The 24773-nt window shown below is 68.0% G+C and carries 22 protein-coding genes and 1 riboswitch; of the genes, 9 read left to right on the top strand and 13 right to left on the bottom strand.

Translation table 11 applies throughout. The annotated features are described in order from the left end of the window. Nucleotides 1-170: 170 nt before the first annotated feature. Nucleotides 171-1082 carry an MBL fold metallo-hydrolase gene (locus tag R1L06_RS18965; protein WP_317218475.1) on the bottom strand — a complete coding sequence of 304 codons (912 nt, stop codon included), beginning with the start codon at nt 1080-1082 and terminating at the stop codon, nt 171-173. Between the two features lie 85 nt (nt 1083-1167). Beyond that, on the bottom strand, nt 1168-1806 hold the full coding sequence (locus tag R1L06_RS18960; RefSeq protein WP_121504798.1) for an NAD(P)-dependent oxidoreductase: 639 nt from the start codon (nt 1804-1806) through the stop codon (nt 1168-1170). A 108-nt stretch (nt 1807-1914) separates the two neighbouring features. Between R1L06_RS18960 and R1L06_RS18955 the strand changes: the two genes are divergently transcribed. From R1L06_RS18955 to gph, 3 genes are all read left to right on the top strand, one after another. Continuing rightward, the gene (locus R1L06_RS18955) at nt 1915-2844 is read left to right on the top strand and encodes a LysR family transcriptional regulator (protein WP_197616132.1); all 930 of its coding nucleotides are present in this window, start codon (nt 1915-1917) and stop codon (nt 2842-2844) included. Beyond that, entirely contained in the window at nt 2841-3632 is a 792-nt protein-coding gene (locus tag R1L06_RS18950; RefSeq protein ID WP_032128731.1) for a class I SAM-dependent methyltransferase, read from the top strand. Before R1L06_RS18955 ends, R1L06_RS18950 begins: the two co-directional genes overlap by 4 nt. Nucleotides 3633-3696: 64 nt before the next feature. Further along, nucleotides 3697-4353: a phosphoglycolate phosphatase gene (gene gph / locus R1L06_RS18945; protein WP_317218474.1), complete on the top strand. Its 657-nt coding sequence runs from the start codon at nt 3697-3699 to the stop codon at nt 4351-4353. 184 nt (nt 4354-4537) lie between these two features. Here the strand turns inward: gph and btuB are convergent, their stop codons facing one another. Next, nucleotides 4538-6382 carry a TonB-dependent vitamin B12 receptor gene (btuB, locus tag R1L06_RS18940; RefSeq protein WP_317218473.1) on the bottom strand — a complete coding sequence of 615 codons (1845 nt, stop codon included), beginning with the start codon at nt 6380-6382 and terminating at the stop codon, nt 4538-4540. Nucleotides 6383-6497: 115 nt separating this feature from the next. Then, a riboswitch (cobalamin riboswitch) is annotated at nt 6498-6720 on the bottom strand. A gap of 142 nt (nt 6721-6862) precedes the next feature. On the opposite strand from btuB, the gene R1L06_RS18935 reads away from it, so the two are divergent. Further along, nucleotides 6863-7441, top strand: a complete 579-nt coding sequence (locus R1L06_RS18935; RefSeq protein WP_110710947.1) for a histidine phosphatase family protein — start codon at nt 6863-6865, stop codon at nt 7439-7441. A gap of 91 nt (nt 7442-7532) precedes the next feature. Here the strand turns inward: R1L06_RS18935 and R1L06_RS18930 are convergent, their stop codons facing one another. Both R1L06_RS18930 and R1L06_RS18925 read right to left on the bottom strand, forming a co-directional pair. Beyond that, nucleotides 7533-7895 (bottom strand): TfoX/Sxy family protein, encoded by a 363-nt coding sequence (locus tag R1L06_RS18930; RefSeq protein WP_032128727.1) that lies wholly within the window; start codon nt 7893-7895, stop codon nt 7533-7535. Next, on the bottom strand, nt 7892-8374 hold the full coding sequence (locus R1L06_RS18925) for a free L-methionine (R)-S-oxide reductase MsrC (protein WP_005407940.1): 483 nt from the start codon (nt 8372-8374) through the stop codon (nt 7892-7894). The genes R1L06_RS18930 and R1L06_RS18925 overlap by 4 nt, the downstream gene beginning before the upstream one ends. A gap of 68 nt (nt 8375-8442) precedes the next feature. Here R1L06_RS18925 and bioD point away from each other — a divergent pair, with 68 nt between their 5' ends. Further along, complete coding sequence (gene bioD / locus R1L06_RS18920) at nt 8443-9126, top strand: dethiobiotin synthase (protein WP_317218472.1); 684 nt, start codon at nt 8443-8445, stop codon at nt 9124-9126. 75 nt (nt 9127-9201) lie between these two features. Here bioD and R1L06_RS18915 read toward each other — a convergent pair whose 3' ends face one another. The 4 genes from R1L06_RS18915 to msrB all read right to left on the bottom strand — a co-directional run bounded on the left by R1L06_RS18915 (nt 9202) and on the right by msrB (nt 13951). Further along, complete coding sequence (locus R1L06_RS18915) at nt 9202-10650, bottom strand: aminotransferase-like domain-containing protein (protein WP_317218471.1); 1449 nt, start codon at nt 10648-10650, stop codon at nt 9202-9204. 204 nt (nt 10651-10854) lie between these two features. Next, nucleotides 10855-11592, bottom strand: a complete 738-nt coding sequence (msrA, locus tag R1L06_RS18910) for a peptide-methionine (S)-S-oxide reductase MsrA (RefSeq protein WP_317218470.1) — start codon at nt 11590-11592, stop codon at nt 10855-10857. A 14-nt stretch (nt 11593-11606) separates the two neighbouring features. After that, entirely contained in the window at nt 11607-13376 is a 1770-nt protein-coding gene (locus tag R1L06_RS18905; protein WP_317218469.1) for a cytochrome c biogenesis protein DipZ, read from the bottom strand. A 2-nt stretch (nt 13377-13378) separates the two neighbouring features. Beyond that, the gene (gene msrB, locus R1L06_RS18900; protein WP_317218468.1) at nt 13379-13951 is read right to left on the bottom strand and encodes a peptide-methionine (R)-S-oxide reductase MsrB; all 573 of its coding nucleotides are present in this window, start codon (nt 13949-13951) and stop codon (nt 13379-13381) included. Between the two features lie 143 nt (nt 13952-14094). On the opposite strand from msrB, the gene R1L06_RS18895 reads away from it, so the two are divergent. Together R1L06_RS18895 and R1L06_RS18890 are read left to right on the top strand one after the other, a co-directional pair. After that, nucleotides 14095-14814 (top strand): response regulator transcription factor, encoded by a 720-nt coding sequence (locus R1L06_RS18895; protein ID WP_014035866.1) that lies wholly within the window; start codon nt 14095-14097, stop codon nt 14812-14814. Further along, nucleotides 14811-16280 carry a sensor histidine kinase gene (locus tag R1L06_RS18890; RefSeq protein WP_317218467.1) on the top strand — a complete coding sequence of 490 codons (1470 nt, stop codon included), beginning with the start codon at nt 14811-14813 and terminating at the stop codon, nt 16278-16280. The genes R1L06_RS18895 and R1L06_RS18890 overlap by 4 nt, the downstream gene beginning before the upstream one ends. On the opposite strand, the gene R1L06_RS18885 is transcribed toward R1L06_RS18890, so the two are convergent. Both R1L06_RS18885 and R1L06_RS18880 read right to left on the bottom strand, forming a co-directional pair. Continuing rightward, nucleotides 16277-17623, bottom strand: a complete 1347-nt coding sequence (locus R1L06_RS18885) for an ATP-binding protein (RefSeq protein ID WP_197585377.1) — start codon at nt 17621-17623, stop codon at nt 16277-16279. The two genes, R1L06_RS18890 and R1L06_RS18885, sit on opposite strands and share 4 nt — an antisense overlap. After that, the gene (locus R1L06_RS18880; RefSeq protein ID WP_010484092.1) at nt 17620-18309 is read right to left on the bottom strand and encodes a winged helix-turn-helix domain-containing protein; all 690 of its coding nucleotides are present in this window, start codon (nt 18307-18309) and stop codon (nt 17620-17622) included. Before R1L06_RS18880 ends, R1L06_RS18885 begins: the two co-directional genes overlap by 4 nt. Nucleotides 18310-18659: 350 nt before the next feature. On the opposite strand from R1L06_RS18880, the gene asnB reads away from it, so the two are divergent. After that, nucleotides 18660-20561: an asparagine synthase (glutamine-hydrolyzing) gene (asnB, locus tag R1L06_RS18875; RefSeq protein ID WP_317218466.1), complete on the top strand. Its 1902-nt coding sequence runs from the start codon at nt 18660-18662 to the stop codon at nt 20559-20561. Between the two features lie 447 nt (nt 20562-21008). On the opposite strand, the gene R1L06_RS18870 is transcribed toward asnB, so the two are convergent. Together R1L06_RS18870 and queD are read right to left on the bottom strand one after the other, a co-directional pair. Beyond that, complete coding sequence (locus tag R1L06_RS18870; protein ID WP_253143393.1) at nt 21009-21356, bottom strand: phasin family protein; 348 nt, start codon at nt 21354-21356, stop codon at nt 21009-21011. Nucleotides 21357-21473: 117 nt separating this feature from the next. Continuing rightward, on the bottom strand, nt 21474-21836 hold the full coding sequence (gene queD / locus R1L06_RS18865; RefSeq protein WP_005407953.1) for a 6-carboxytetrahydropterin synthase QueD: 363 nt from the start codon (nt 21834-21836) through the stop codon (nt 21474-21476). A 192-nt stretch (nt 21837-22028) separates the two neighbouring features. Here queD and R1L06_RS18860 point away from each other — a divergent pair, with 192 nt between their 5' ends. Then, nucleotides 22029-24668: a TonB-dependent receptor plug domain-containing protein gene (locus R1L06_RS18860; protein ID WP_317218465.1), complete on the top strand. Its 2640-nt coding sequence runs from the start codon at nt 22029-22031 to the stop codon at nt 24666-24668. Nucleotides 24669-24773 lie beyond the last annotated feature (105 nt).

Raw genomic sequence — 24773 nt, 5'->3', positions numbered from 1 at the left:
GGGGGCGTGAGCGCCATGGATGGCGCGACCGAGCCTCCATGGACGGATTCACGGCGTCCCCCGCAACCGGACCCACCTCGCCATCCCACGGATAGCCAGCTGTTGCTTCGGCTGTTGCCGTTGCATTGAGCAGGTGCAGGGCGCAGCCCTGCAAAAGAAAACTCCCTATCTCATGGCCACTGCATCTCGCCCTTGGCCACCTTCGCACTCAACTCCAGCGACGCCACGCCCGCCAGCTTCGGGTAGCGCGCCTGCATCGCCTTCACCAGCGCCGCACTGTCTTCCGCCTTTGCCGCCTCAACATCGAACGCACGGATGTAGTCCGCGGTGAAGCGCAGCGCACTGGCATCCAGTGCCGCGCCCGGCGCGTAGTGCCCCGGCACCACCACCTTCGGCTTCAGTGCCTGCAGCCGCTGCAGGGTCTGCAGCCAGTCGGCATGTGACTTCGGCGTCTGCGTATCGGCCATCCACACGTGTTCGCCCGCCACCACCGGAATGCCACCGACGATCGCGCGCAGCGACGGCACCCACAGCACCGTGCGGTCCGGCGTCGGCCCATCCAGGCCGATCAGTGGCAGGCGCTGGCCTTCCAGCTGCAGGGCATCGCCGTCCAGCACCTGCGGCACCACGATGCGCGCCGGCACGTCGGCACCCATCTTCGGCCCCCAATAGGCCAGCTTGCCAGCCTCGGTCTGCTGGATGTGGGCAACGGTCTGCGCAGTGGCGACGATGCGCGCCTGCGGGAACGCGTCCTGCAGCGTGGCCAGGCCGAAGTAGTAGTCCGGATCGCCGTGGCTGATGTAGATGGTGGTCAGCTGCTTGCCGCTGGCGCGGATCAGCTCGACCAGCTTGCGCGCGTCGCTGGCACCAAACTGCGCATTGACCAGGATCGCGTCGTGGCGGCCTTCAATCAGCACCGAGGACACCGAGAACATCGCCTGCGGGCCGGGATGGAAGGTCTGCAGGTGCAGCTGGGATTTCGTGGCCGTGGCCGGCGCTGCGGCGGCCGGCGCGGCGAGCAGTGGCGCACTGGTGAAGCTGGCGGCCAGGGCGAGGGGAAGCAGCAGGGCAGCGGTACGCATGGGGCATTCCTTGTGGCGGACGGCGAGCCGAGCGTGGGCCTGGCTCACAGGTGGGTAGCGCCGGGCCATGCCCGGCGGCCTGGCATCAGTACGCCGCAGTGATGATCTGCTTCGGGTACTGGTGCGCTTCCAGCTCGGCGACGAACGCCGCGCCGTAGTCGGCGTAGCTGATGCGGCTGTGGCCGCTGGCGTCGGCCAGGAACGCCTTGGGCTGTACGCGGTACTGGCCGCGCTCTTCACCCGGGCCGATTTCGGCGGCCGGCGAGAAGAAGGTCCAGTCCAGGTCATCCACTGCCTGCAGGCGGTTGAACGCCTCACGGTGGGCCAGTGCGTACGGCTTGTAGGCCTCCGGGAAGGTGGGGGTATCGACCAGCTGCACGCCGGGTGCGACTTCCAGGCTGCCGGCGCCACCGACCACCACCAGGCGCGGTACACCGGCCTTGCGTGCGGCGGCGGCCAGCTGCGCGGCGATCTCGCCGACGCGGCCGATGTCATCGCCCGGGCGCGGGCCGTAGGCACTGGCCAGCACGTCGTGGCCGGTGATGGCGGCAACCAGCGCGTCCTGGTCATCCAGCGAGGCGATCACCGGATGGGCACCGGCCAGCTCGGCCGGGAGGTCCTGCGCGCTGCGCACGATGACAGTGAGTTCGTGGCCGCGGGCCAGCGCGTGGCGGGCGATCTGGCGGCCGATGTTGCCGGTGGAACCAACGAGGGCGATTTTCATGGCATGACTCCGTGGGGCGGTGTGGGGTGGGAATGGGGCCACTCTAGGCTGCTGCAGTTGCTCGAAAAACAGCGTATAACGCGCTTGTTTGTTGCATGGATCGAGCATATGGACCGATTGACCGCCATGACCGTGTTCGTCGAGGTGGCCGAGCGCGGCAGCCTCACCGCCGCCGCCGAGGTGCTGGACATGTCGCGGGCGATGGTCAGCCGCTACCTGGCCGAGGTCGAGAGCTGGCTGGGCGCTCGCCTGCTGCACCGGACCACGCGCCGGGTCAGCCTGACCGGCCCCGGTGAGGCGGCGCTGGCGCGCTTCCGGCAGATGCTGGCGATCGGCGAAGAACTGCAGGGCGAGCTGGCCAGTGATGATCCCGAGCCGCACGGTACGCTGCGGGTGACCGCCAGCGTCTCGTTCGGGCAGAGCCACCTGGCGCGGGCGGTGGCCGGCTTCGTGGCGCGCCACCCAGCGGCACGCATCGAGCTGCTGCTGGTCGACCGCACCGTGAACCTGGTGGAGGAGCGGGTGGACCTCGCCGTGCGTATTGCGCGCCAGATCGATCCCAGCCTGATCGCACGGCGGCTGGCCACCTGCCGCTCGGTGTTGTGCGCGACGCCGTCCTACCTGCAGGCACGCGGTACGCCTACCGCACCCGAGCACCTGGCCGCGCACAACTGCCTGACCCATCACTACGTCGGCAAGAGCCTGTGGCAGCTGCACCGCGATGGGCGTTCGCTGTCGGTGGCGGTGGGTGGCAACATCAGTGCCAACGAGGCCTCGCTGCTGCTGGAGGCGGTGCGCGCCGGTGCCGGCATCGCCATGCTGCCGACCTACCAGGTGGCGCCGTTGCTGCGCAGCGGTGAGCTGATCGAACTGCTGCCCGAATTCAGCCTGGACGAACTCGGCATTCATGCCGTGTACGCGTCACGGCGCCAGCAGCCCGCTATCATGCGGCGATTCCTGGATTTCCTGGGCGAGTGTTTCGCCAGCCCGGCCTTCCAGGATCTGGATTGGCGCCCACCGGGCAAGGAGAACTCATGAACCATGGACAGGCCTTGATCGACCACAACCGTGCTGCCTGGGACCGCCAGGCCAGCGAAGTGCGCGAATGGTCGCGCCCGGTGGAAAGTTCAACGATTGCCGCCGCGCGCGAAGGCCGCTGGCAGGTGCACTTGACGCCCCGCGCATTGCCACTGGACTGGATGGGCGATGTACGCGGCCGCCGCATCCTGTGCCTGGCCTCTGGCGGTGGCCAGCAGGCACCGGTGCTGGCGGCGGCCGGCGCAGACGTCACCGTGTTCGATCTCTCCGACGGGCAGCTGGAACAGGACCGCAGGGTCGCCGCGCGCGATGGCCTGCAGCTGCGCACCGTGCAGGGCGACATGCGCGATCTGCACGTGTTTGCCAACGACAGTTTCGATGTGGTGTTCCACCCGATCTCGAACCTGTACGTGCCTGATGTGCGCCCGGTGTGGACCGAGTGCCGCCGCGTGCTGGCACGCGATGGCATGCTGATGGCCAGCTTCTACAACCCGGTGCTGTTCGTTGGCGCGCGCGATCCGCAGCTGGATGCACAAGGTCTGATCCGGCCACAGTACGCCATTCCCTATTCGGACCTGGAAGACCTGGCGCCGGCCGAGCGCGAGGCGAAGCTGGCACGGGGTGACGCGCTGACCTTCGGCCACAGCCTGACCGAACTGATCGGTGGTCAGCTCGATGCCGGCTTCATCATCGATCGCTTCATGGAAGACTGGCAGCCGCAGCCGCGATTCCTGATCGATCGCTATCTGCCCACCTTCCTGGCGACCCGCGCGCGCCGGATCGGCTGAGGCGGATCGGCGCAAAAACCAGCGACGTACAATGGACGGCCCCACGTCATGCAGGTGCCGTCCCTTGTCGTATCCCTATCCGCTGGTCGTGTTCGACCTTGATGGCACGCTGGTCGACAGCGCAGCTGATATCGCCGAAGCACTGAACCGCACGCTGGAGGACATTGGTGAGGCACGCGTGCCGGAAACCACGGTGCTGGGTTGGATCGGCGACGGTGTGCGCCGCCTGGTCGAGCAGGCCGTGCATGCCGCCGGTCGCGAGGTCGACCTGGCCGAAGTGATGCCGGTGTTCATGGTGCACTACCGTGAGTGCCTGCTGCGCAGCCCGCGCCTGTTCGACGGCGTGGCCGAAGCGCTGGCACAGCTGCGGGAACGCGCGGTGCCGCTGGCGATCTGCACCAACAAGCCCGAAGCGCTGGTGCCACCGCTGCTGCAGCATCTGGGCATCGGTGATGCGTTCGCGCTGGTGCTGGGTGGCGACTCCCTGCCGCAGCGCAAGCCCAGTGGTGAACCGCTGCGGCATATCGCTGCGCACTTCGGGCTGCCGGTCGATGCCTGCCTGATGGTCGGTGATTCGTTGACCGATTACCGCGCCGCCGAAGATGCAGGCATGCCGATCGCACTGGTGCGTTACGGCTATCCGCGTGGCCTGGACCTGGCAACCGCGCGTGCGGTGGCGGTGATCGACGACCTGCGTGAGTTGCCGGGGTTGCAGGGCTGATGCAACGGACATCCCTGGTCGCCGGCCGGTAACCCGGGCTGACGCAATGGGTAGTGCCGGCCGCTGGCCGGCAATCCCGGGCCGACGCATTGGGTAGTGCCGGCCGCTGGCCGGCAACCCGGGATGCGCTGCCGAAGGTCATGATGTTGCCGGCCAGCAGCCGGCACTACCATGACCGTCGCGGTCACTTCGGCTGGTAACGCACGCTCAGCTGGTACTCGCGGCCCGGCTGGTTGAACCACGCCACGGTTTCATACTTGCGGTCGAATACGTTGGCGGCGCGCGCCAGCAGCGACCACGACGGCGTCAGCGCGTACTCGGCGCGCAGGTCCAGCGTGCCGTAGCCGCCAACCTTCACCGAGTTGCTGGCGTTGTCATAGCGCTTGCCCGCACCCTGCACGGTCAGGCCGGCGCGGACGTCACCGAAGCGGCGGTCGACGTCCAGGCGCGCGGTCTGCTGCGCACGGCGCGGCAGCCAGTTGTCGAACTGGGTGCTGCCGTGGGTGCGGTTGCGCGGGTCGGTGTAGCTCAGCTGCGCGTTGATGTCGAAGCCGGCCAACAGCACGCCACCGGTCAGCTCGGCACCACGGATGCGCGCCTTCTCCACCTGCTGCATCTTCATCGTGGACGCATCGTAGGTGATCAGGTCATCGATGCGGGTCTCGTACACATCCAGGCCCCAATGCCAGCCCTGGCCCTGCTGCGAAACACCGAGATTGGCGCTCTTGGACTTCTCCGGGTTCAACGTCGGCACGCCGCTCCACGGGTCGTACAGGTCGCTGAAGGTCGGCGCCTTGAACGCGGTGCCGTAGCTGGCGTTGACGCGCAGGCCGTGGTCCAGCTGCATCGCCCAGCCGAGACGGCCGGTGGCGTGATTGCCGAACTGCTGGTTGTCGTCGTTGCGTGCGCTGGCCTGCAGCTGGTGGCGGCCGAAGCGGCCTTGGTACTGCACGAACACACCGGTGTTGCGGCGGCTGTCGACGAGGTAGCCCGCGCTGCTGCCGTCCAGGTTGTCTTCGCTCCAATCCACACCTGCACTCAGCAGCTGGCCCTCGGCCACGCCGAAGTCGCCCTGCAGCGAGGCGCTGTCACGATGGGTCTGGGCGCTGCCGAACACCCCCGGTGCGCCGAAGTTGTCCGACTCGTTGTCACTGCGGCCGACGTTGGCAGTGAATGCCAGGCGTTCAGACGGGGTGTAGCGCACTTTGCCAGCGTGCACCTGCTGGCGGGTTTCCGAATAGTTGTAGTAACCGTCGTAGTGGTTCTTGCCGTCGGCGCGCAGTGCGCTGCCTTCCACGGTCCACTGGTCGTTGAAGCTGTAGCCGCCGCGCAGGCTCTTGGACAGGTTGCGGTAGCCGTCGCGGTCGTGCTCATCGGCAAAGCAGCCCGCGGTGAACACCGAGGCGGAGCCGCGGCAGGCATCGATGCCGTCGGAATGCTGGTAGGCGATGTCGGCGCCGAACCAGCCGCGTTCGGTGCCACCGCCGATGCCGCCGCTGGCTTCGCGCAGGCCGTTGCTGCCACCGCCGAGCTGGAAGTGCGGAGCGAAATCGCCCTGGTTGCGGCGGGTGAAGATCTGGATCACGCCACCAATGGCGTCGGCACCGTACAGGCTGGACTGCGGGCCGCGTACGATTTCCACGCGTTCGATCTGCGCCAGTGGCAGGTCCTGGTACATGGCCAGGCCGAGGTCGGCACTGTTGATACGCACGCCATCCACCAGCACCACGGTGTGGCCCGAGTTGGTGCCGCGCAGGAACAGCGAGCTCTGCTTGCCGAGGCCGCCGGAGTTGGTCAGGTTGATGCCGGCGCGGCCGCGCAGCAGTTCCTGCAGCGACGTGGCTTGGCTGGATTCGATCTGCGCGCGGTCGATCACCTGGGCCGGCGCGATGCTGTCCTGCAGGGCGATCGGGGTGCGGGTGGCGGTAACCAGGATCTGGTCGAGCGCGGTGGTGTCATCGGCGGCCTGGGCCAGCGCGGGCAGGGCGGCCAGCACGGCCAGGGACAGCATTCGGAACTGCAGCTTCATGGGGGACTCCAGGTGCCACGCACGCCCGCGTGGCGAAGGGGAGGAGCCGCGAAGGCAGGCATGCGCCGACGCCGCAGCGCAGGCTGCGGTCATCCAGCGCCATGCCCACCGCATCGCGACCTGAGGCTTCCTGGCCGGTCTCCGGGCTTGCCGCCGGGTGGCGCGAGGCCACCGTCCAGGCGCCTTCCCATGCCTGCGGCACAGTGGCGTTGTTGCCTGGAACTGACGTGCTTACCGTTGCGGGGGCAGCGCCGGCCTGGCGTGGAATCACGCGTCACCGGCTTCCCGTTTCAACCTGCCGGCCGTGGCCGCAGGTCACCTGGAAGTGCGCGCAGTCTACGGCATCGCAGGCGGCCCGTAGCGTCGAGCCTGCTCGACTGCCTTTGCTGTGCCCTTAGAATGGTCCCTCGATCCCGTGGTGCCGTTGCCGATGTCCGCCCGTTTTCCACTTTTCCCGCGTTGCCTGTACAGGACGCACGCATGATCCTCGACCTGGTCCGCCATGCCGGAAACGGTCGCGATGAGTTCCTCGATGGCCGCAGTGATCCACCGCAGCTGGCCCGCCTGCCGCAGGAACTGGTCGACGCTTACGCTGCGCAGCCGTGGGAGCGGGTGATCAGTTCGCCGCGGCTGCGTTCGCTGCACACGGCAATGGCCCTGGCCACGCCGCGCGGGCTGGACGTGGAAGCGGACGAGGAATGGGAAGAGCTGGATTTCGGCGAGTGGGACGGGCAGTCGCTGTTCGATCTGCCGGAGGACGCGCTGGCCGCCTTCCATGCCGACCCGCATGCATTCCCGCCGCCGAACGGCGAAAGCTGGGGCCACTTCGAACGTCGCATCGCGCGCGCGCTGGATCGCCTGCTTGATGATGACGATCCGGTGCCGACGCTGGTGGTCAGCCACGGCGGCCCGTTGCGCATGGTGTTGTCGCAGGTCTGTGGCCTGCCGATGTCGCTGTGCTGGGCCCTGCGTATTGACCACGGCACACGCCTGCGGGTGTGGCTGGAGCGCGGCGAGGTCGGGCTGGTGGGCGAACTGCTGGAGCTGCAGCAGCCCTGACCGCACTCGCCGGGCATGACCCGACGTTACCGATCCCGCATCACAGTGGTAGTGCCGGCCGCTGGCCGGCATCCCCAGGAACGCGGAGGCCTCAATCCTCGTCCGCGCGCTCGGCCACGCTGTCCTCAGCGTCGTCGTCAGCATCGAAGCGCTGCTCATGCACCGGGCCCGAAGCGGGGCCGGCCGCCTTCAGCGGATGCGCAGCGATGCGCGCTTCGTAATCCTGCACCAGCGCCTCACGCTGCGGCTCGCTCAGTTCCTGCCAATGGCAGTCCAGCAACGCGCCTTCCAGTGAATAGAGCAGGTTCAGGCTGGGCTTGAAGCCGGCGCGCTTGACCTTGACGAAGGCACCGACCGCGCCGATCGCAACCAGATCCTCGCGGCTGCGCAGGCCAACCTGACGCAGCCACGCCGCACTCTTCGGGCCGATGTTGCGCAGCTTCGGTGCGCTCATCCCAGCGCCTCGACGAACACGCGGGCGATGGCTTCCAGGCCGGCTTGGTCGTCGGCATCGAAGCGGCCGACTTTCGGGCTGTCGATGTCGAACACGCCGATCAGTTCATCGCCGCGCAGCAACGGCACCACCAGCTCCGAGCGCGAGGCCGAATCGCAGGCGATATGGCCGGGGAAGGCATCGACGTCCTCCACGCGCTGGGTCACGCGCTGGCTGGCGGCGGCACCGCACACGCCCTTGTCCAGCGGGATGCGCACGCAGGCCGGCAGGCCCTGGAACGGGCCGACCACCAGTTCCTTGCCGTCGTACAGGTAGAAGCCCACCCAGTTCAGGTCGGGCAGAGCGTGATAGACCAGTGCGGAGAGGTTGGCCGCGTTGGCGATGCGGTCGGACTCGGCGTAGACCAGGCCGCGGGCCTGTTCCAGCAGCTGGGCGTATTGTTCCGGCTTGCTGCCGGTGAGCGAGGCATTGGCGAACATGCCCGCAGTCTAGCAAGCACGCCGGGCCGGCGATAATGCACGCTCTGTTGCCCCGCCGGAGCTTATCGATGCCGTTGCCCGCCACGCTGCCGCCTGCCCTGTTCGTCACCGGCACCGATACCGAGATCGGTAAGACCGCGGCCAGCACCGCGCTGCTGCATGCACTGCGCCGGCGCGACCTGCGCGCAGTCGGCATGAAGCCGGTGGCCAGTGGCAGTGAAGATCTGGGGCAGGGCCTGCGCAACGAGGACGCGCTGGCGCTGCAGGCGGCCAGTTGGCCGGTGCCGGACTATGCCGACCTGAATCCGTACGCGCTGCGGCAACCGCTGGCGCCGGAGCTGGCCGCTGCCGAGGATGGCGTGCAGGTGGAACTGGCACCGATCGTGGCCGCGTTCGAACGTCTGCGTGCGCAGGCCGATGTCGTGGTGGTGGAGGGTGTTGGCGGTTGGCTGGCGCCGGTCTCGACCACGCTGGACCAGCTTGACCTGGTGCGTGCATTGCATCTGCCGGTAGTACTTGTGGTGGGCATGCGGCTGGGCTGTGTCAACCATGCGCGGCTGACCGCGCAGTCGCTGCAGGCCAGCGGCGTGGAGTGCCTGGGCTGGATCGGCAACCACATCGACCCGGTGATGCAGCGCCAGGATGAGAACATCGCGACGTTGCAGCAGCGCCTGCCGATGCCGTGCTGGGGGCGGCTGCCGTATCTGCCGGGAGCGGATGGCGAAGCACTGAGCGCGTACCTGCTCGAGTGACCCTGGGTAGTGCCGGCCGCTGGCCGGCAACTGCATCCACCCGGCGATCCCGAGGTTGCCGGCCAGCGACCGGCGTTACCGTGCCGCAGCCGCCAGCTCCTTCGCGATCGCACCGAGCCGCTCAACCGCACCGATGAAGCGCGCATCCAGCGTCTGGCAGCACGACAGCCGCAGGCAGTGGCGATAACGCGCACCACGCGAATACACCTGGCCGGGCATGAACACGATGTCCTCTACCAGCGCACGTTCGAACAGCTCACGCGTATCCACGCCCGGCAGTTCGAGCCACAGCAGGAAGCCGCCTTGCGGCTCGGTGGCACGGGTGCCGGCCGGGAAGTGTTCGGCCACCAGCTGGCGCAGCCGTCCCACCTGTTCGCGGTACAGCCGGCGCATGCGGTGCAGGTGGTGTTCGTAGCTGCCTGCTTCCAGATACGCCGCCACCGCATCGCCCAGCAGCTGCGGTTCGCCACCGGTGGACTGGAACTTGAGCAGCGCGATGCGCTCGGCGAAGCGGCCGCCATCCAGCCAGCCGATACGGTAATCCGGCGCCAGTGTCTTGGAGAACCCACCGACCACCATCACCCAGCCATCGCGATCGAAGGCCTTCAGCAAGGGCGCCGGCGGCTCGCAGAACTGCAGCTCGGCGTACACCGCATCCTCGATCAGCGGCAGTTGCCGTGCGTTGACCAGTTCGGCCAGGCGTTGCTTGGCGGGTGTCGGCATGGTGCAGCCCAGCGGATTGTGCACGGTGGGCATCACCACCAGTGCGGCCAGCGGCGTGTGCTCCAGCAGCGCATCCAATGCGTCGACATCCAGCCCGTGCTGCGGGTGGGTGGGCAGCTCGATGGCCTGCAGGCCGAGGTTGGCCAGCAAGGGGTAGAGGTTGAAGTAGGACGGCGCCTCGATGCCGACCGCGTCGCCGGGCTGGGTGACCGCGCGCAACGCCAGCTGCAGGGCCTCCATCGCGCCGTGGGTCAGCAGCAGCCGCTCGCTATGGGTGTGCAGGCCCATGCGTGGACCGCGACGCACGATCTGCGCCAGCAGCCTGGGGGAGCCGTTCGGGCGCGCGTAGGTTTCCACTGTCTGCTGGCCGTGCCGCAGCACCTGCGCGGTATGCCGGGCCAGCTGCGCGCCCGGATAGAACTGGCGCCCGCGCGGACCGGCGAAGGCGAGGTCGATCACACCGGGGCGGCGCTGTGCTTCCAGCACGCGCGCCATCAGCACCTGCTGCAGTGGTGCGGTGGGTGCGGACGGGGTATCACGCAGCGAACGCTCTGGCACCGACAATCGCGGCGCCACCTCGAAGCCGGCCTTGGGCCGCGGAATGACCAGGCCGGCGTCCTCCAGCTGGCGATAGGCCGCGATCACCGTGTTCAGGCTGAGCCTTCGCTGCAGGGCCATCTGCCGCAGTGAAGGCAGGCGGCTGCCGACCGGGAGACGTCCGCCGTGGATGGCTTCGGCCAGTTCATCGGACAGCCGTTGGTAGCGGGGTGGGATCATCGCGCTCTGGTTATCTGTATCCATCGAACTTCCCGCCATCTGGTGCTGTACCCATGATGATGGCGAGCCTAGCATGTCGTTGTCGGACGGGCCTGATCGGGGCACGGCCGATACTTCCCAAGCGCACGGCTGGATGGCCGTGCGTCTTTTTTTGGAGGTGGTACCGGCCGCTGGCCGGCGATCCCCAGATCCGCAGGAGCCGGCCAGCGGCCGGCACTACCCGGGTCGTTACCGCATCGGCACCAGTGCCGCGTCGCGCCGGTACAGCGCCGGGAACTGCTTGCCCAGAGCCGCCAGCTTCGGTGCGTCGTAGTAGCGGATGTAGGCCGCCTGCGGGTAGTTGGTCATGTAGTTCTGGTGGTAGCTCTCGGCCGGGTAGAAGTGCTGGCCGCTGACCAGCTGGGTGACGATCGGTGCGCGGTAGCTGCCGGCCTGGCCGAGCTGGGCGATGTAGGCGCGGCTGGCCGCCTGCTGGCGTGCGTCATCACTGAAGATCGCCGAGCGGTACTGGCTGCCGTGGTCCGGTCCCTGTCGATTGAGCTGGGTCGGATCGTGCACCACCGAGAAGAACACCTGCATCAGCTGGCCATAGCTGACCTGGCGCGGGTCGTAGTCGATCTTCACCGCCTCGGCATGACCGGTCTGGCCACCGCTGACGCGCTCATAGCGCGCATTGGCCGCGCTACCACCGATGTAGCCGGACACCGCATTGCTCACGCCTTTGACGTGCTGGAACACGCCCTGCACGCCCCAGAAGCAACCGCCGGCGAACACCACGCTGGCATGGGTGGCGTCATCGCGGAACGCGGCGTCGCCGCTGGGCGCCGGTAGTGCCTTGGCCTGCGCGCTGGCTTCCAGCGGTGCCGCGACCGCGCCGTGATCGACCAGCAGCACGCCGGCGATCAAAGCGGTGGCCACCAGGCCGGCGACACCGGCGGCGACGCCCTGTTCAAAGGAGAGTTTCATCATGTCCTCCCGTTTCAACCAAAGGTGAAGGCATAGGCCTGCACGCCCGCATCGAGAAATTCGATCTCGAAGCGATGCGGGCCGACCGCGCCGCGCTGGCGCACCAGCTGGTACAGGCGGTGTTCGTTGACCACGCCGCTGCCATCGGCGCCGACATCGCTGCCGGCATCGGCGGCGGGCAGCGGCTTGCCATCCAGCCAGACGCGGAAGCGCACTGGCTTGCCGTCCTCGTTCGGTGCCAGCACCAGGTGCAGGTCACGTGCGTGGAACTGGAAGGCGATGCGGCCACCGGCCTGCTGCAGCTGTGCGGCCTCGTCGGTGACGGTCCAGCGCCCGGACAGTCCCCATTGGTTCAACGCCAGAGTGGTGGGCAGCGTGTAGTCGAACGCGGTGTCGCTGCGCTGCCCGCCGGGCGAGGCGAACTGCTCGGCGCGGGCGTGGCCCAGGTAGGTTTCCGGCGAACGCAGGTTGCCCATGTCGGCCTGCACGGCCACGCCCTTCAGGTCGGCGGCAGCGGGATCGGCCGGTGGTGGCAGGTTGGTCTGCCCGGCTTCGGTCAGCAGGCGACGGATCATCTGTTCCGAGCGCGCATAGTTGCCCTCGCCGAACTGATGGCCGCGGATGTTGCCCTGCGCGTCGACGAAGTACTGTGCCGGCCAGTAGCGGTTGTTGAAGGCGCGCCAGATCGTGTACTGGTTGTCGAGCACCACCGGGTACTCGACCTTCAGCTGCTGCACCGCCTTCATCACATTGCTCGGGTTGCGTTCGAAGGCGAACTCCGGCGTGTGCACGCCGAGCACCACCAGCCCATGGTCACGGTAGCGACGTTCCCATTCGTGCACGAACGGCATCGCGCGCAGGCAGTTGATGCAGGAGTACGTCCAGAAATCGACCAGCACCACCTTGCCGCGCAGCTGCTGTGCACTCAGCGGCGGGCTGTTGAGCCAGCCGGTGGCACCATCCAGCGCGGGCAGGGCGCCTTCCACCGGCAGCGGTGCATCGGCACCTGCATTGGCGCCGGCCATCATCATCATCGGCGGTGCCGCCGGCTGCGCGCCGGGCACTGCGTCCAGCAGGCTTTGCTCGATGCGCGCGGTGCTGACCGTGGACAGGCGGGTCAGCAGGCCGGTATCCCAGCCGAGGCCGATCGCCACGACGGCCAGCAGCGCGGCTACACCCAGCACCTTGCGCAGGACATCGCCGAGGCCGAGCCGCGCCTGCAGCGCACGGAACACGCGGCCGCCGACCCACACCGCCAGCGCCAGCGCGGTGATCGCACCCGATGCATAGGCAAGCAGCAGGGTGCTGGTACCGACGCTGGCGCCATGCAGGGCAGCACCGGTCAGCACCAGGCCGAGGATCGGCCCGGCGCACGGTGCCCACAGCAGGCCGGTGGCGATGCCGATCAACAGCGAGGTCCATGCGCCGCCATGCCCAGCAGCATCAGCGGCATCGGCACGCGCGCTCAGGCGTGCACCCACACGCTGGAACGGCGCCAGCAGATGGTCGGCCAGCCGCGGCCAGAGCAGCGCGACCGCGAACAACGCCATCAGCAGCAGGGCGATCCAGCGTCCAACCTGGTTGGCCTGCGCCACCCATTGGCTGCCCACCGCAGCCAGGCTGGCGACCACGGTGAAGGTGAGCGCCATGCCCAGCAGCAACGGCAGCGTGCTGCGCAGGAACGGGCGATCGGCACGCGCGAACACGAACGGCAGCACCGGCAGGATGCAGGGGCTGAGCAGGGTCAGCGCGCCCCCCAGATAGGCAAGCAGCAACAGCAGCATCGTCAGGCTCCGGAAGCAGGGGAAGAACCGACCGGCACCCGCCAGCCGTCGGCAGTGCCAGCAGGGGCACCGGGAACGAACACCATCGCCGCACCGTTCATGCAGTAGCGCAGCCCGGTCGGGCGTGGCCCATCGTTGAACACATGGCCGAGATGGCCGCCGCAGCGGCGGCAATGCACCTCCACCCGCAGCATCCCGAAGGTGACGTCGCGGTCTTCGCCGATGGCGTTGTGCAGCGGTGCCCAGAAGCTGGGCCAGCCGGTGCCGCTCTCGAACTTGGTGGACGAGGAGAACAGCGGCAGTGCACAGCCGGCGCAGGCGAAGGTGCCCTGGCGATGTTCCTTGTTGAGCGGGCTGCTGTACGGGCGCTCGGTGGCCTGCTGGCGCAGCACCGCGTACTGCGCCGGGGTCAGTTGCTGGCGCCACTGCGCATCGCTGTGCATGACCTCGAACTGTCGCGACGGACGCGCTTCGGCGGCGGCCGGGGCGGCGCGGCTGCAGGCCCCCAGGCCGAGCAGGCCGGCGGCGGTGGCAACACCGCCCAGGCCCAGCAGATGGCGGCGGGAGAGGGACATGGCGGACTCCGGGAAGGGGCGACGGGGCCATGCTGCGCCCGCCCGGGTCAACGAATCCTCACGCAGGATTCAATTTTTCGTGAGGTATCGGCGGCCGTCCCGCGCCACAATGCAGCCAGCTTCCCCACTGGCCCGAGCTGCCAATGTCCACCAAACGCGTGCTGATCGTTGAAGACGATGCCCACATCGCCGACCTGCTGCGCATGCATCTGGGCGATGAGGGCTACGACGTCGCCCATGCCGCCAGTGGCGACGCCGGCCTGCGCCTGCTCGAGCAGGACGGCCCATGGGATGCGCTGGTGCTGGACGTGATGCTGCCCGGCGTGGACGGGCTGCAGGTGTGCCAGCGCGCACGCGCGATGGCGCGCTACGTGCCGATCATCATCATCAGTGCACGTGGCAGCGAAACCCAGCGCATCGTTGGCCTGGAGCTGGGCGCGGACGACTACCTGGCGAAACCCTTCTCGATGCCGGAACTGGTGGCACGGGTACGCGCGCTGCTGCGCCGCGCCGAGGCGATGGCGCAGAGCGCGCGCATCGATGCCGGCGCGATCGAGCTGGGCGGGCTGCAGCTGGATCCGGTCGCGCGCACCGCGTCGGTGGATGGCAATGCGCTGGAGCTGACGCCGCGCGAATTTGATCTGCTGCTGTTCTTCGCCCGTCATCCGGACCAGGTGTTCGCGCGCATGGAACTGCTCAACCAGGTCTGGGGCTACCAGCACGATGGTTACGAGCACACGGTCAACACCCATATCAACCGCCTGCGCAGCAAGATCGAGCCGGACCCGGCCAACCCGCGGCGGCTGCTGACGGTGTGGGGCCGCGGCTACAAGCTGGTCGACCCGGCCGGGGCGGCGGCATGATCAAGCCCAATCTATGGCAGAAGCTGGCGGCGGTGATCGCCGCGCTGATGCTGATGTGCTGCATGGCGTTGCTGGCACTGCAGATGCGCGCCAACACCCGCCATGAGCAGGAAGTGGTGCAGCGGCTGTCGCTGGGCCTGGCCGAACACATCGCCCAACGCAGCGAACTGATGGACACCAGCGGCATGCGCGATGCGGCGGTGCGCGCGCTGTTCGGTCAGTTGATGGCGGTCAATCCCAGCGTCGAGGTCTACCTGCTGGACGACCAGGGCCGCATCCTCGGTCACGATGCGCCCAGTGGCCATCTGGTGCGAAACAAGGTGGACGTGGCACCGCTGCGCCGCCTGCTGGCTGGTGCGCCACTGCCGATCCTCGGCGATGACCCGCGCAGCGCCGATGGCCGCAAGGTGTTCAGTGCTGCACCGTTGATCGTGCAGGGCCGCCAGGCCGGTTATGTGTACGTGGTGCTGGTGGGCGAACACCGGCAGATGCTCGCCGACGATCTCGCCGCCGGCAGCCAATGGAACACCACATGGTGGTCAGTCGTGCTGGTGGGGGGCCTCGGCCTGTTTGCCGGGCTGGTGGCGTTCTACTGGGTGACGCGTCCGCTGCGGCGCCTGACCCGACGCATCCAGGCGTTCGACATCGACGCGCCGACCCCACTGCCGCCGCCGGAGCCACTGCGGCCCGGTGAGCGCGATGAACTGGTGATCCTGGAACACGCGCATGCGCAGATGGCGCAGCGCCTGGGGGAGCAATGGCAGCAGTTGCGCCAGCAGGACCTGCAGCGGCGCGAACTGGTGGCCAACATCTCGCATGATCTGCGCACGCCGTTGTCGTCGCTGCACGGCTACCTGGAAACGCTGGCGCTGAAGGACGCCACGCTGTCCCCGGACGAGCGCCGCCGTTACCTCGGTATCGCGCTGGCGCAGAGCGCCAAGGTTGGTCGGCTGGCGCGCGCGCTGTTCGAGCTGGCGCGGCTGGAGCATGGCGAAGTGCGTCTGGAGTGGGAAGTGTTCGCGCTGCCGGAACTGCTGCAGGACGTACTGCAGAAGTTCGAGCTGGCCGCGCAGGCGCGCAACCAGCGCCTGCACTCTGAGTTCCCGCCCGGCCTGCCGCTGGTACGCGCCGACCTGGGCCTGGTCGAGCGCGTGCTGACCAACCTGCTCGACAATGCATTGCGGCACGCACCGGAAGGTGGCCGGATCGAAGTGTGCCTGCGTGCGACCGCGGACAGCATCGAAGTGAGCGTGGCCGATGATGGTCCCGGCGTGGCAGCGGCGCTGCGTGCTCAGTTGTTCCAGGCGCCGGCCGCGCTGGGCGCACGGCGTGGCGAGAACGGTGGGCTTGGCCTGCTGATCGTGCAGCGGATCGTGCAGCTGCATGGCCGCCGTATCGAACTGCGTGACAGTGAGCGTGGCGCGCTGTTCGTGTTCGCGTTGCCGCGCGCGGAGCCGGCGGCCTAGCAGGCCGCCTCGCTCTCCACGGCACCGCCGCTTTCCAGCGGCAGGTGCAGGCGGATGCAGGCACCGCCCAGCTCCGAATCGGTCACTTCAACGTGGCCGCCATGCTTGTCGGCCACCACCTGCACCAGCGCCAGGCCGAGGCCGAAACCGGGGCTGCCCGGGTCCAGCCGCACATAGGGTTGCAGCACCTGGCCGCGCAGTTCGGGCGCGATGCCGGGGCCGTCGTCCTCCACCTGCAGGCACAGCCAGCCATCGTTGACCGTGCTGGCGATACGGATCTGCCGCCGTGCGTAACGCAGGGCATTGCCGAGCAGGTTGCGCAGCGCCAGTTCCAGCATATGCCGGTTGACGTTGACCAGGCCTGCTGGCGACAGCGCCTGCTGTACCGGCAGCGGCAGCGGTGCGAACTGGGCCACCACGCCACGGACCAGCGCGGCCAGCTGCAGGCGCTGGCGGGTCAGCTGATGGCAGCGGCCCAGCGCGGCGTACTCGACGCCGGCATCGGTGAGGTGCTGCAGGCGATCGACGTCGGTGCGCAGGCCACCCAGCGCATCGCGCTGGATCTCGTCGAGTGCGGTGTCCTCCAGGTCGGCCAGGCCGAAGCGCATCCGCGCCAACGGCGTGCGCACTTCATGCGCGACCGCCTGCGCCAGCACGCGCTGGCTCTCCAGCAGCTGCTGCAGCTGCTCGGCCATGTGGTTGAAGGCATTGGCCAGCGGCCGCACCAGCGCGGTGCCGGCACGCGGCGCACGCGTATCCAGCTGGCCGTCGCGCATCTGCCGCGCCGCCTGCGCCAGCTGCGACACATCGCGCCACAGGCGGTAGACCATTACATACATCGGCAGCGCCACGGCCACCATCAGGATCAGCAGCAGGATCGCCACGCCGGACACTTCGCTGTCCTGCCAGCCTTCCTCAGGCAACGCTTCATCCAGTGGCCCCAGCATCACGGCATAGCCGCTGTCGCCGATCCGCTGCAGGCTGCGCATGTGTTCCAGGTCGATCTGCACACGGCCGTTGTTGAACGGCGGTCGCTGGCTGGCCGACAGCGCCTTCTCCGCCTCGGCCAGCGGCACCATCCGCAGGGCATAGGCGAAGTCGGCGTCGAGCCCTCGTGCCAGCGCCGGCCACTGGTCACGTGGTGTTTCCGCGAAGCGTTGCTGCAGCAGCGCATGGGTGCCACGCATCTCGGCCAGCAGGCTGGCTTCGGTGCGGTCTTCCAGCAGCGCATCCCAGGCCCACAGGCCCAGCACGATCAGCAGCAGGTGGGCGACCAGGAAGCCGATGCCGTAGCGCAGGAAGTGGAAGGCGTGGCCGCGCATCGCCGAGTGCGTGCGCTTCATCCCCATGCCGAGCGGCTGAACAGGTAGCCGCGTCCACGGACGGTCTTGATCCGCTCCGGTTGTTCAGGGTTGTCGCCCAGCTTGCGGCGCAGGCGCGAGATGCGCGCATCGATCGAACGGTCCAGGCCGTCAAAGGCGATGCCACGCAGGCCGCGCAGCAGCGCATCGCGGTCCAGGATCTGGCCGGCGTTGCTGGCCAGCAGGAACAGCAGGTCGAACTCGGCCGTGGTCAGCTCCAGCAGGCCGCCCTGCAGGTGCACGTTGCGGGTGGACGGGTCGATGTTCAGCTCGCCGAAGCGCAGGCTGCCGTCGCGCGGTTCGACCCGGCGATGGCGGCGCAGGTGGGCACGCAGGCGGGCGAGCAGCACCCGCGGTTCGATGGGTTTACCGATGTAATCGTCGGCCCCCAGCTCCAGTCCCAGCACCTGGTCGATGTTGTCGGTGCGGGCGGTCAGCACACAGATGATGCCGTCATAGTGGGGCCGGATCTGCCGACACACTTCGAAACCATCCTGGTCGGGCAGGCCGACATCGAGCAGGACCAGGGCCGGCTTCTCGGCCAGGATCCGGGCCACCGCGCGCTCACCACTGCGCTCATGGGCCACCTGATAGCCATGCCGCTGCAGATAGTCGCTGACCATCGTACCCAGGCGGGCATCGTCTTCAACCAGTACGATATCCAGCATTTTCAAGGCCTCCGTGGGCGCAAACGTACCGCCACGGCACGAGCGCGGCGATGCTATCCCAGCCTGCGGGCCGCCCGGGTCCCGGGGGCGGGCGCCATTCAGCCGGGGTTGCTGGCGCTCGGGCCGGGCCTCAGGCCTGGCAACAACTTGGCGTCCAGCATAGCTTGTTGCCGTTACAAAACGTTACCTTCGTGATACGTCTGGTGACCATCGCTGACAGCAAAGCGACTGACGCGGGGCAGGTGTGGCGCCGAGCATGGAGTCTCCTCCGCTCCGCGTGCCGTTCCCATGTCGCTCGCCGCCCCCTGCCTGCTGAACCCGTCCCGCCGCTGCCGCTGCGGAGGTGCCCGATGAGTGGCGTGGTCGGGGCCTGGCTGCCGCCCGCCGAGGACGAACACCTGCTGCAGCAGCTGGCGCCGATGCTGCGCGCCCTGCAGCAGCGTGGCCGGGGCCGCATCGGTTACTGGACCGACGCCGAGGCCGGCCTCGCGCTGGGCCATTGCCGGGCGCCGACCGATACCCCGCTGCAGCCCTTGAGCTCGGACTGCGGCCGTTACGTGCTGTGCCTGGACGGCCGCCTGTACAACCGGGCCGACCTACAGGCGCAGCTGCGCGAGCTGCCACGCAGCTGCAGTGACGCCCGGCTGCTGCTGCAGGCGATCGTTGAATGGGGCGTAGAGCGGGCGCTGTCGCGCATCGAGGGCGCGTTCGGTTTCAGTGTGTGGGACCGCGAATCGCGTGAGTTGTGGCTGGCGCGTGATCCGGTTGGCGAGCGGCCGCTGTATTACGGCTGGTTCCAGGGCCAGTTCCTGTTCGCCTCGGAAATGAAGGCGCTGCAGGCCTTCGCCGGCTTCGCGCCGAGCATCGACCAGGATGCGCTGAGCCTGCTGCTGCGCCACGACTATGTGCCGGCGCCGCACACCATCTACCGGGGCATCCACAAGCTGGTGGCCGGCGCGGTGCTGCGCGTCGATCTGGATGACCACGCTGCCGGCGGTTCCAGCCAGGCGGCGGAAGGGGGCGCGCGCTACTGGTGTGCACGCGATGCGATGCAGAGTGCGCTGCAGGAACCCCTGCAGCCGGCGCCCAGCCTGGAACAGGCCACCGACCAGCTGGAAGTGGTTTTGCAGAAGGCGATCGCGGCACGCATGCATTCGCCGCTGGCCTGCGGTGCGTTCCTGTCCGGCGGCACCGACTCGTCGCTGGTGACCGCGATGATGCAGGCGCAGTCGACGCTGCCGATCGAGGCCTGGACGGTCGGCTTCGACGATCCCGGCCATGACGAAAGCGATTGGGCCTCGCAGGTCGCTCGCCACCTGGGTGTGCAGCACCATCTGCACCGCATGGATGCGCGCCAGGGCCTGGACCTCCTGCAGCGCCTGCCGCAGGTCTGGTGCGAGCCCTTCGCCGATGCCTCGCAGCTGCCGACCCTGCTGGCCAGTGAACTGCTGGGCGCGCGCAAGCCGGTGGCGCTGACCGGCGACGGTGGCGATGAACTGTTCTTCGGTCATCCCAGCTATGGCCGCGCACTGCGCAATGCACGCCTGTGCGGTGGCTTGCCGGACTGGGTGCGTGACTTGGCGCGGCGCAGTGGCAACCGCATGAACGTCGAGCGTGGCCGCCTGGGCGGTTGGCGTGCGCTGGTGGCCGAGGTTGCCGCCAACGATGTGGAAGGGCATTACCTGCAACGTGTCACCCGCTGGCGGCAGCCGGCGCAGGTGGTGCTGGGCGCACGTGAGCCGATGACGATCTTCCAGCAGCAGGACACCGCGCTGCCGGCCGAGGCGCGCATCCAGCTGTTGGATTTCCGCATGGATCTGGCCGAGGGCATCCTCGCCAAGGTCGATCGTGCCGGCATGGCGGCGGGCGTGGAAACCCGCGCGCCGCTGCTGGACATGGAGGTGGTGCGCCTGGCCTGGCGCCTGCCGCAGCATTTGAAATACCACGACGGCGAGCACAAGCGGATCCTCAAGCACCTGCTGGCGCGTTACCTGCCGGAACCGCTGGTGTACCGCCCCAAGCGCGGCTTCGGCCCGCCGATGGCACGTTGGTTGGCGGGCCCGCTGCGCGATTGGGCGGAGGCGCTGCTGGACCCGCAGCTGTTGCGCAACCAGGGGTGTTTCGATGTTGCGCGCGTGCGCGCTATCTGGGAGGCGTTCCTGCGTGGCGAGCGCAAGTGGCACACGCACCTGTGGAACGTGCTGATGTTCCAGGCGTGGCACCAGCATTGGCACGGTGGTCGCGGGCGCTGAGCCGTTCTGCATCGCGTGTGGCGGGTTCAATCTGTGCGGCGCAGGGCGGATGCCCTTGCGTGCGAATGTCCTCCGGCGCCGGCCTGTGGCCGTCACCTCCCCCTTTACTTCGCACGCAAGGGCATCCGCCCTGCGTTCGGAGTTCGTCGGCGCCTCCTTGAAAGTCGCCCGCGCGCGTTGCGCTCTCCTCACCGCACGCCGAGCCTCGTCGGGGTGGGCAGGGGTCTGGGCAAAGTAAAGGAGGAGGTGACGGCCAACGGCCGGCGCCGGGGGACATTTGCCCAGCCCCCTGCCTGCCCCGGCGGGGCCCCTCAGCTCGCAGGGAATCCAGGCGAAGAAGCGCTCTTCAATCCAAACGCCAGGCAAAAAAAGACCCGGCAGAGGGAGGGGTCTGCCGGGTCCGGATTGCGTGGGGGGAGGGACCCACGCAATGAGCGTTGCGTCGCGTCAGTGGTTGTTCGCGTCCGCCGTTGATTCGTTGTAGCCCTGCACCAGTTCGGACCAGGCCTTGCTGGCCTGCAGGCTGAGACCGACCACGTCCTGCTGGGCCTGGCCCAGCCGCTGCAGGTTGTCCTGCCACAGCTGTGCGCCCTTGTTGAGCACCCCGGCCGCGTCGTCACTGCGGGCCAGCTCGCCGAGCCAGCCGCCGGTCGCGGTCAGGTTGCGCTCCATCGCCTTCAGCTGCACCCCGAACATGCTTTCCGCGTTCTCCAACGCCAACCGGTTCGCACGCGTTGCCGCGGCGGCGAGCTGGCGGGTGGCATCACTGAAGCGATCGCTGAAGGCGGTGGCCATGGGGGCATCAGGGAGTGGCTTGATGCAGTGCAGCATACGCCGTTGATGCGGCAATGCAACAAAAATAACAAAGGCGCCCACGGCGCCTTTGAAACACCTTTCAGATCAATGGGTTGATCAGGCCGTCGGGCCGCGGTAACGGCAACCCGAGGTGCAGGTTTCGTGCACGGTGATCTCGCTCAGCGCCGGCAGGCTCGGCTTGAGCTCGTTCCAGATCCACACCGCCAGGTTCTCGCTGGTCGGGTTCTCCAGGCCGGGGATGTCATTGAGGTAGTGATGGTCCAGGCGGTCGTAGATCGGCTGGAAGGCCGCCTTCACGTCGCCGAAGTCCATGATCCAGCCGGTCTGCGCACCCGGCTCGCCCTCGACCTTCAGTTCCACCCGGAACGAGTGGCCGTGCAGGCGCGCGCACTTGTGCCCCGGCGGCACGTTGGGGAGGCGGTGCGCCGCCTCGAGCATGAAGACTTTGAAGATTTCCATGGCGCGATTGTACGCCGCAGGTGGCCGGCCATCCTGAGCGGTTGTTGGACTTTTGTGAAGTAACTGTTTCCATCCGCATGAAGAGATGATAGTTTCTCTTATATCCGTATGAAGAGATGTTATTGGCCGGGACCCGGCCAGGCATGGACTACTGCGGAACTACGTCGCCCTTTCCACCTCCCCCACATCGTCATGCCCAAGCACACCCTGCTCGTGGCGGCCCTGGCCGTCGCTCTGGCCGCGCCTTTGTCCGCCGCCGCCGAAACCTCCGCCGACGCCAGTGGCGAAGCCAGCACCCTGGCCGCCGTGCGCGTCACCGGTTCCAACATCAAGCGCACCGATACCGAGGCCTCCAACCCAGTGCAGGTGATCGGCCGCCAGCAGCTGGAACAGACCGGCAAGGCCACCGTGGCCGATGTGCTGCGCTCGATCTCGGCCAATACCGGCAACGCCAGCAACGAAACCACCAACAACGGTTGGGCCTCCGGCTCGGCCGGTATTGGCCTGCGTGGCCTGTCGCAGAAGAACACGCTGGTGCTCCTCAATGGCCGCCGCCTGGCCAACTACGGCTTCCCGGCCGGTGGCCTGTCCGACACCTTCGTCGATCTCAACGCGCTGCCGCTGGTCGCGGTCGAGCGCATTGAAGTGCTCAAGGATGGCGCCTCGGCGGTCTACGGCTCCGACGCCGTGGCCGGTGTGGTCAACATCATCACCCGGCAGAACTTCGAAGGCGCCGAGATCGGCGGCAGCTTCGGCGGCGCCGACCAGGGCGGCCTGCACGAGCAGAACCTGAAGTTCGTCGGCGGCCTGGGTGATCTGGACACCGATGGCTACAACATCCTCTTCAGCCTGCAGGGCTACAACCGCGAACGCCTGGATCAGGACGAACGCAACCTGACAAAGAGCGGCATCTACACCGACAAGCCCGGCGGCCGCTGGAACGGCTGGTCGGCCAAGGGCGCGCGCTACCTGGTCAACGGCGTGTCGGTGCCGATGCTCGATGCCAACGGCAACTGCCCGACCGGTACCACCCGTGTTGCCAGCGCGCCGATCGACGGCCTGGCCGGTGATACCTGCGGTTTCAATCAGGCGCCGTTCACCACGCTGATTCCCTCGACCAAGCGCTACCAGGCCTATGCCAACGGCACCTTCCGCCTGAACGACAATGTCGAAGCCTTCGGCGAAGTGCTGTACAGCCAGATCAAGAGCACCGCGTGGTTTGGCAGCAGCCCGTTCTTCACTCTGGAAAGTGGCCGCTTCGCCTTGAACGCGGACAGTGGCCTGGCCGAGCCGGTGTCGTCGCTGCTGCCGGCCAACAATCCGTACAACCCGTACGGCCGTGCAATTCCGATCGAATACACCTTCTTCGACCTGGGCGGCACGCTCAAGACCAACCGCTCCACCGCCTACCGCGGCGTATTCGGCCTGCGTGGCACCACCGCGAAGTGGGACTGGGAAGTGGCCGCGTTCGGCGCGCGCAGCAGCGAGCGTGAGAGTGTCTCTGGCGGTTTCGCCAACCGCTGGGCGCTGGCCGATGCGCTGGCAACGGGCAGCTACAACCTGCTGAACCCGGCCGCCACCCCGCAGTCGGTGCGCGACTCGATCAACATCGCCACGCTGCGTCCGGCCGAGTCCAAGCTGCAGGGCATCGATGCGAAGATTTCCGGCAGCCTGGGCCATACCTGGGCCGGCGAGATCGGCTTCGCCGCCGGTGCCGAGTGGCGCCGCGAGAAGCTCGATTCCAACAACCCGTGGCAGATCGACGCAGGCCTGCAGGTGCGCCCGGCCATCGCCGAAGTGCACGGCAAGCGCCAGGTCAGTGCGGCCTACGCCGAAGTGAACGTGCCGCTGGCATCGACGCTGGAGCTGTCCGCTGCCGCGCGCGCCGATCACTACGATGATTTCGGCGATGCGTTCTCGCCGAAGATCGGCCTGCGCTGGCAGCCGCTCGACTTCCTGCTGGTGCGTGCCTCCGCCTCGAAGGGCTTCCGTGCGCCGTCGCTGTCGGAGAACTCCAACAGCACCAGCATCGCCTACGGCAGCGTGGTCGATCCGCGTGATCCGGACGTGCCGGGCTCGCGCCAGAACCCGACCTTCTTCACCGTCGGCAACAACGAACTGAAGCCCGAGCGCACCAAGAGCGTGAACTTCGGCGTGGTGCTGTCGCCGTGGGCCAACACCAACCTGAGCGTGGACTACTACCGTATCCAGCTGGACAACCTGGTCGGCACCAACAACACCCAGACCCTGGTCAACGACAATGTCGCCGGTGCCGTGCAGCGCGATGAGCGTGGCAAGCTGCAGGCGGTCTACAACCGCTACCAGAACCTGAGCGAGTTGAAGACCTCGGGCATCGATGTCGAGCTGCGCCAGCGCATCCCGACCGCTGCGTTCGGTGACTTCACCGTGTCCTCGGCCTACACCCACGTGCGCGACTACCGTCGCCCGACCGTGGTCGGCGGCCCACTGGTGGACTACGCCGGCAGCAACCTGGGCGCAACCCTGCCCAAGGACAAGGCCACCACCACGCTGGACTGGAAGTACGGCGACTTCAACGCAGCCGTGACCTGGTACTACACCAGCAGCTACCGCCAGGAAGCCAGCACCGCCGCCAAGGCCGTGCAGCAGCGTGTCGACAGCTACAGCCAGTACGACCTGTACCTGGCCTACACCGGCATCGACAAGCTGACCGTGTACGCCAAGGTGCAGAACCTGGCCGACAAGACGCCGCCGTACGACGCCTCGTTCCCGGGCATCCGCGCGCCGTACGACTTCAGCCAGTACGACCTGCGTGGCCGCTACTTCACGCTGGGCTTCGATTACCGCTTCTGATCCATCCGCCGCGGCCGGTCACCTGAAGCTGTCTCAAATACACATCTCCGAGCCCACGAGACCGACAAGGATATCTCGTATGCCGTCTTCTGCTTGAAAAAAAAA

Origin of the sequence: Stenotrophomonas mexicanensis, assembly GCF_032911605.1 — a bacterium.
In the GTDB taxonomy this organism is placed as follows: Bacteria; Pseudomonadota; Gammaproteobacteria; order Xanthomonadales; family Xanthomonadaceae; genus Stenotrophomonas; species Stenotrophomonas maltophilia_A.
The sequence above is the reverse complement of the archived record's forward strand: the minus strand, read 5'-3'. Positions and strand labels throughout refer to the sequence as shown.

Bases quoted from the DNA above. Each gene is read 5' to 3' on its own strand.
- R1L06_RS18955 (WP_197616132.1), top strand. From the start codon at position 1,915: ATGGACCGATTGACCGCCATGACCGTGTTCGTCGAGGTGGCCGAGCGC.
- queD (WP_005407953.1), bottom strand. From the start codon at position 21,836: ATGGAAATCTTCAAAGTCTTCATGCTCGAGGCGGCGCACCGCCTCCCC.
- R1L06_RS18935 (WP_110710947.1), top strand. From the start codon at position 6,863: ATGATCCTCGACCTGGTCCGCCATGCCGGAAACGGTCGCGATGAGTTC.
- msrA (WP_317218470.1), bottom strand. From the start codon at position 11,592: ATGAAACTCTCCTTTGAACAGGGCGTCGCCGCCGGTGTCGCCGGCCTG.
- R1L06_RS18925 (WP_005407940.1), bottom strand. From the start codon at position 8,374: ATGTTCGCCAATGCCTCGCTCACCGGCAGCAAGCCGGAACAATACGCC.
- R1L06_RS18950 (WP_032128731.1), top strand. From the start codon at position 2,841: ATGAACCATGGACAGGCCTTGATCGACCACAACCGTGCTGCCTGGGAC.
- bioD (WP_317218472.1), top strand. From the start codon at position 8,443: ATGCCGTTGCCCGCCACGCTGCCGCCTGCCCTGTTCGTCACCGGCACC.
- R1L06_RS18905 (WP_317218469.1), bottom strand. From the start codon at position 13,376: ATGCTGCTGTTGCTGCTTGCCTATCTGGGGGGCGCGCTGACCCTGCTC.
- R1L06_RS18915 (WP_317218471.1), bottom strand. From the start codon at position 10,650: ATGGATACAGATAACCAGAGCGCGATGATCCCACCCCGCTACCAACGG.
- asnB (WP_317218466.1), top strand. From the start codon at position 18,660: ATGAGTGGCGTGGTCGGGGCCTGGCTGCCGCCCGCCGAGGACGAACAC.
- R1L06_RS18860 (WP_317218465.1), top strand. From the start codon at position 22,029: ATGCCCAAGCACACCCTGCTCGTGGCGGCCCTGGCCGTCGCTCTGGCC.
- R1L06_RS18880 (WP_010484092.1), bottom strand. From the start codon at position 18,309: ATGCTGGATATCGTACTGGTTGAAGACGATGCCCGCCTGGGTACGATG.
- R1L06_RS18890 (WP_317218467.1), top strand. From the start codon at position 14,811: ATGATCAAGCCCAATCTATGGCAGAAGCTGGCGGCGGTGATCGCCGCG.
- btuB (WP_317218473.1), bottom strand. From the start codon at position 6,382: ATGAAGCTGCAGTTCCGAATGCTGTCCCTGGCCGTGCTGGCCGCCCTG.
- R1L06_RS18870 (WP_253143393.1), bottom strand. From the start codon at position 21,356: ATGGCCACCGCCTTCAGCGATCGCTTCAGTGATGCCACCCGCCAGCTC.
- msrB (WP_317218468.1), bottom strand. From the start codon at position 13,951: ATGTCCCTCTCCCGCCGCCATCTGCTGGGCCTGGGCGGTGTTGCCACC.
- R1L06_RS18965 (WP_317218475.1), bottom strand. From the start codon at position 1,082: ATGCGTACCGCTGCCCTGCTGCTTCCCCTCGCCCTGGCCGCCAGCTTC.
- R1L06_RS18960 (WP_121504798.1), bottom strand. From the start codon at position 1,806: ATGAAAATCGCCCTCGTTGGTTCCACCGGCAACATCGGCCGCCAGATC.
- R1L06_RS18930 (WP_032128727.1), bottom strand. From the start codon at position 7,895: ATGAGCGCACCGAAGCTGCGCAACATCGGCCCGAAGAGTGCGGCGTGG.
- R1L06_RS18885 (WP_197585377.1), bottom strand. From the start codon at position 17,623: ATGAAGCGCACGCACTCGGCGATGCGCGGCCACGCCTTCCACTTCCTG.
- R1L06_RS18895 (WP_014035866.1), top strand. From the start codon at position 14,095: ATGTCCACCAAACGCGTGCTGATCGTTGAAGACGATGCCCACATCGCC.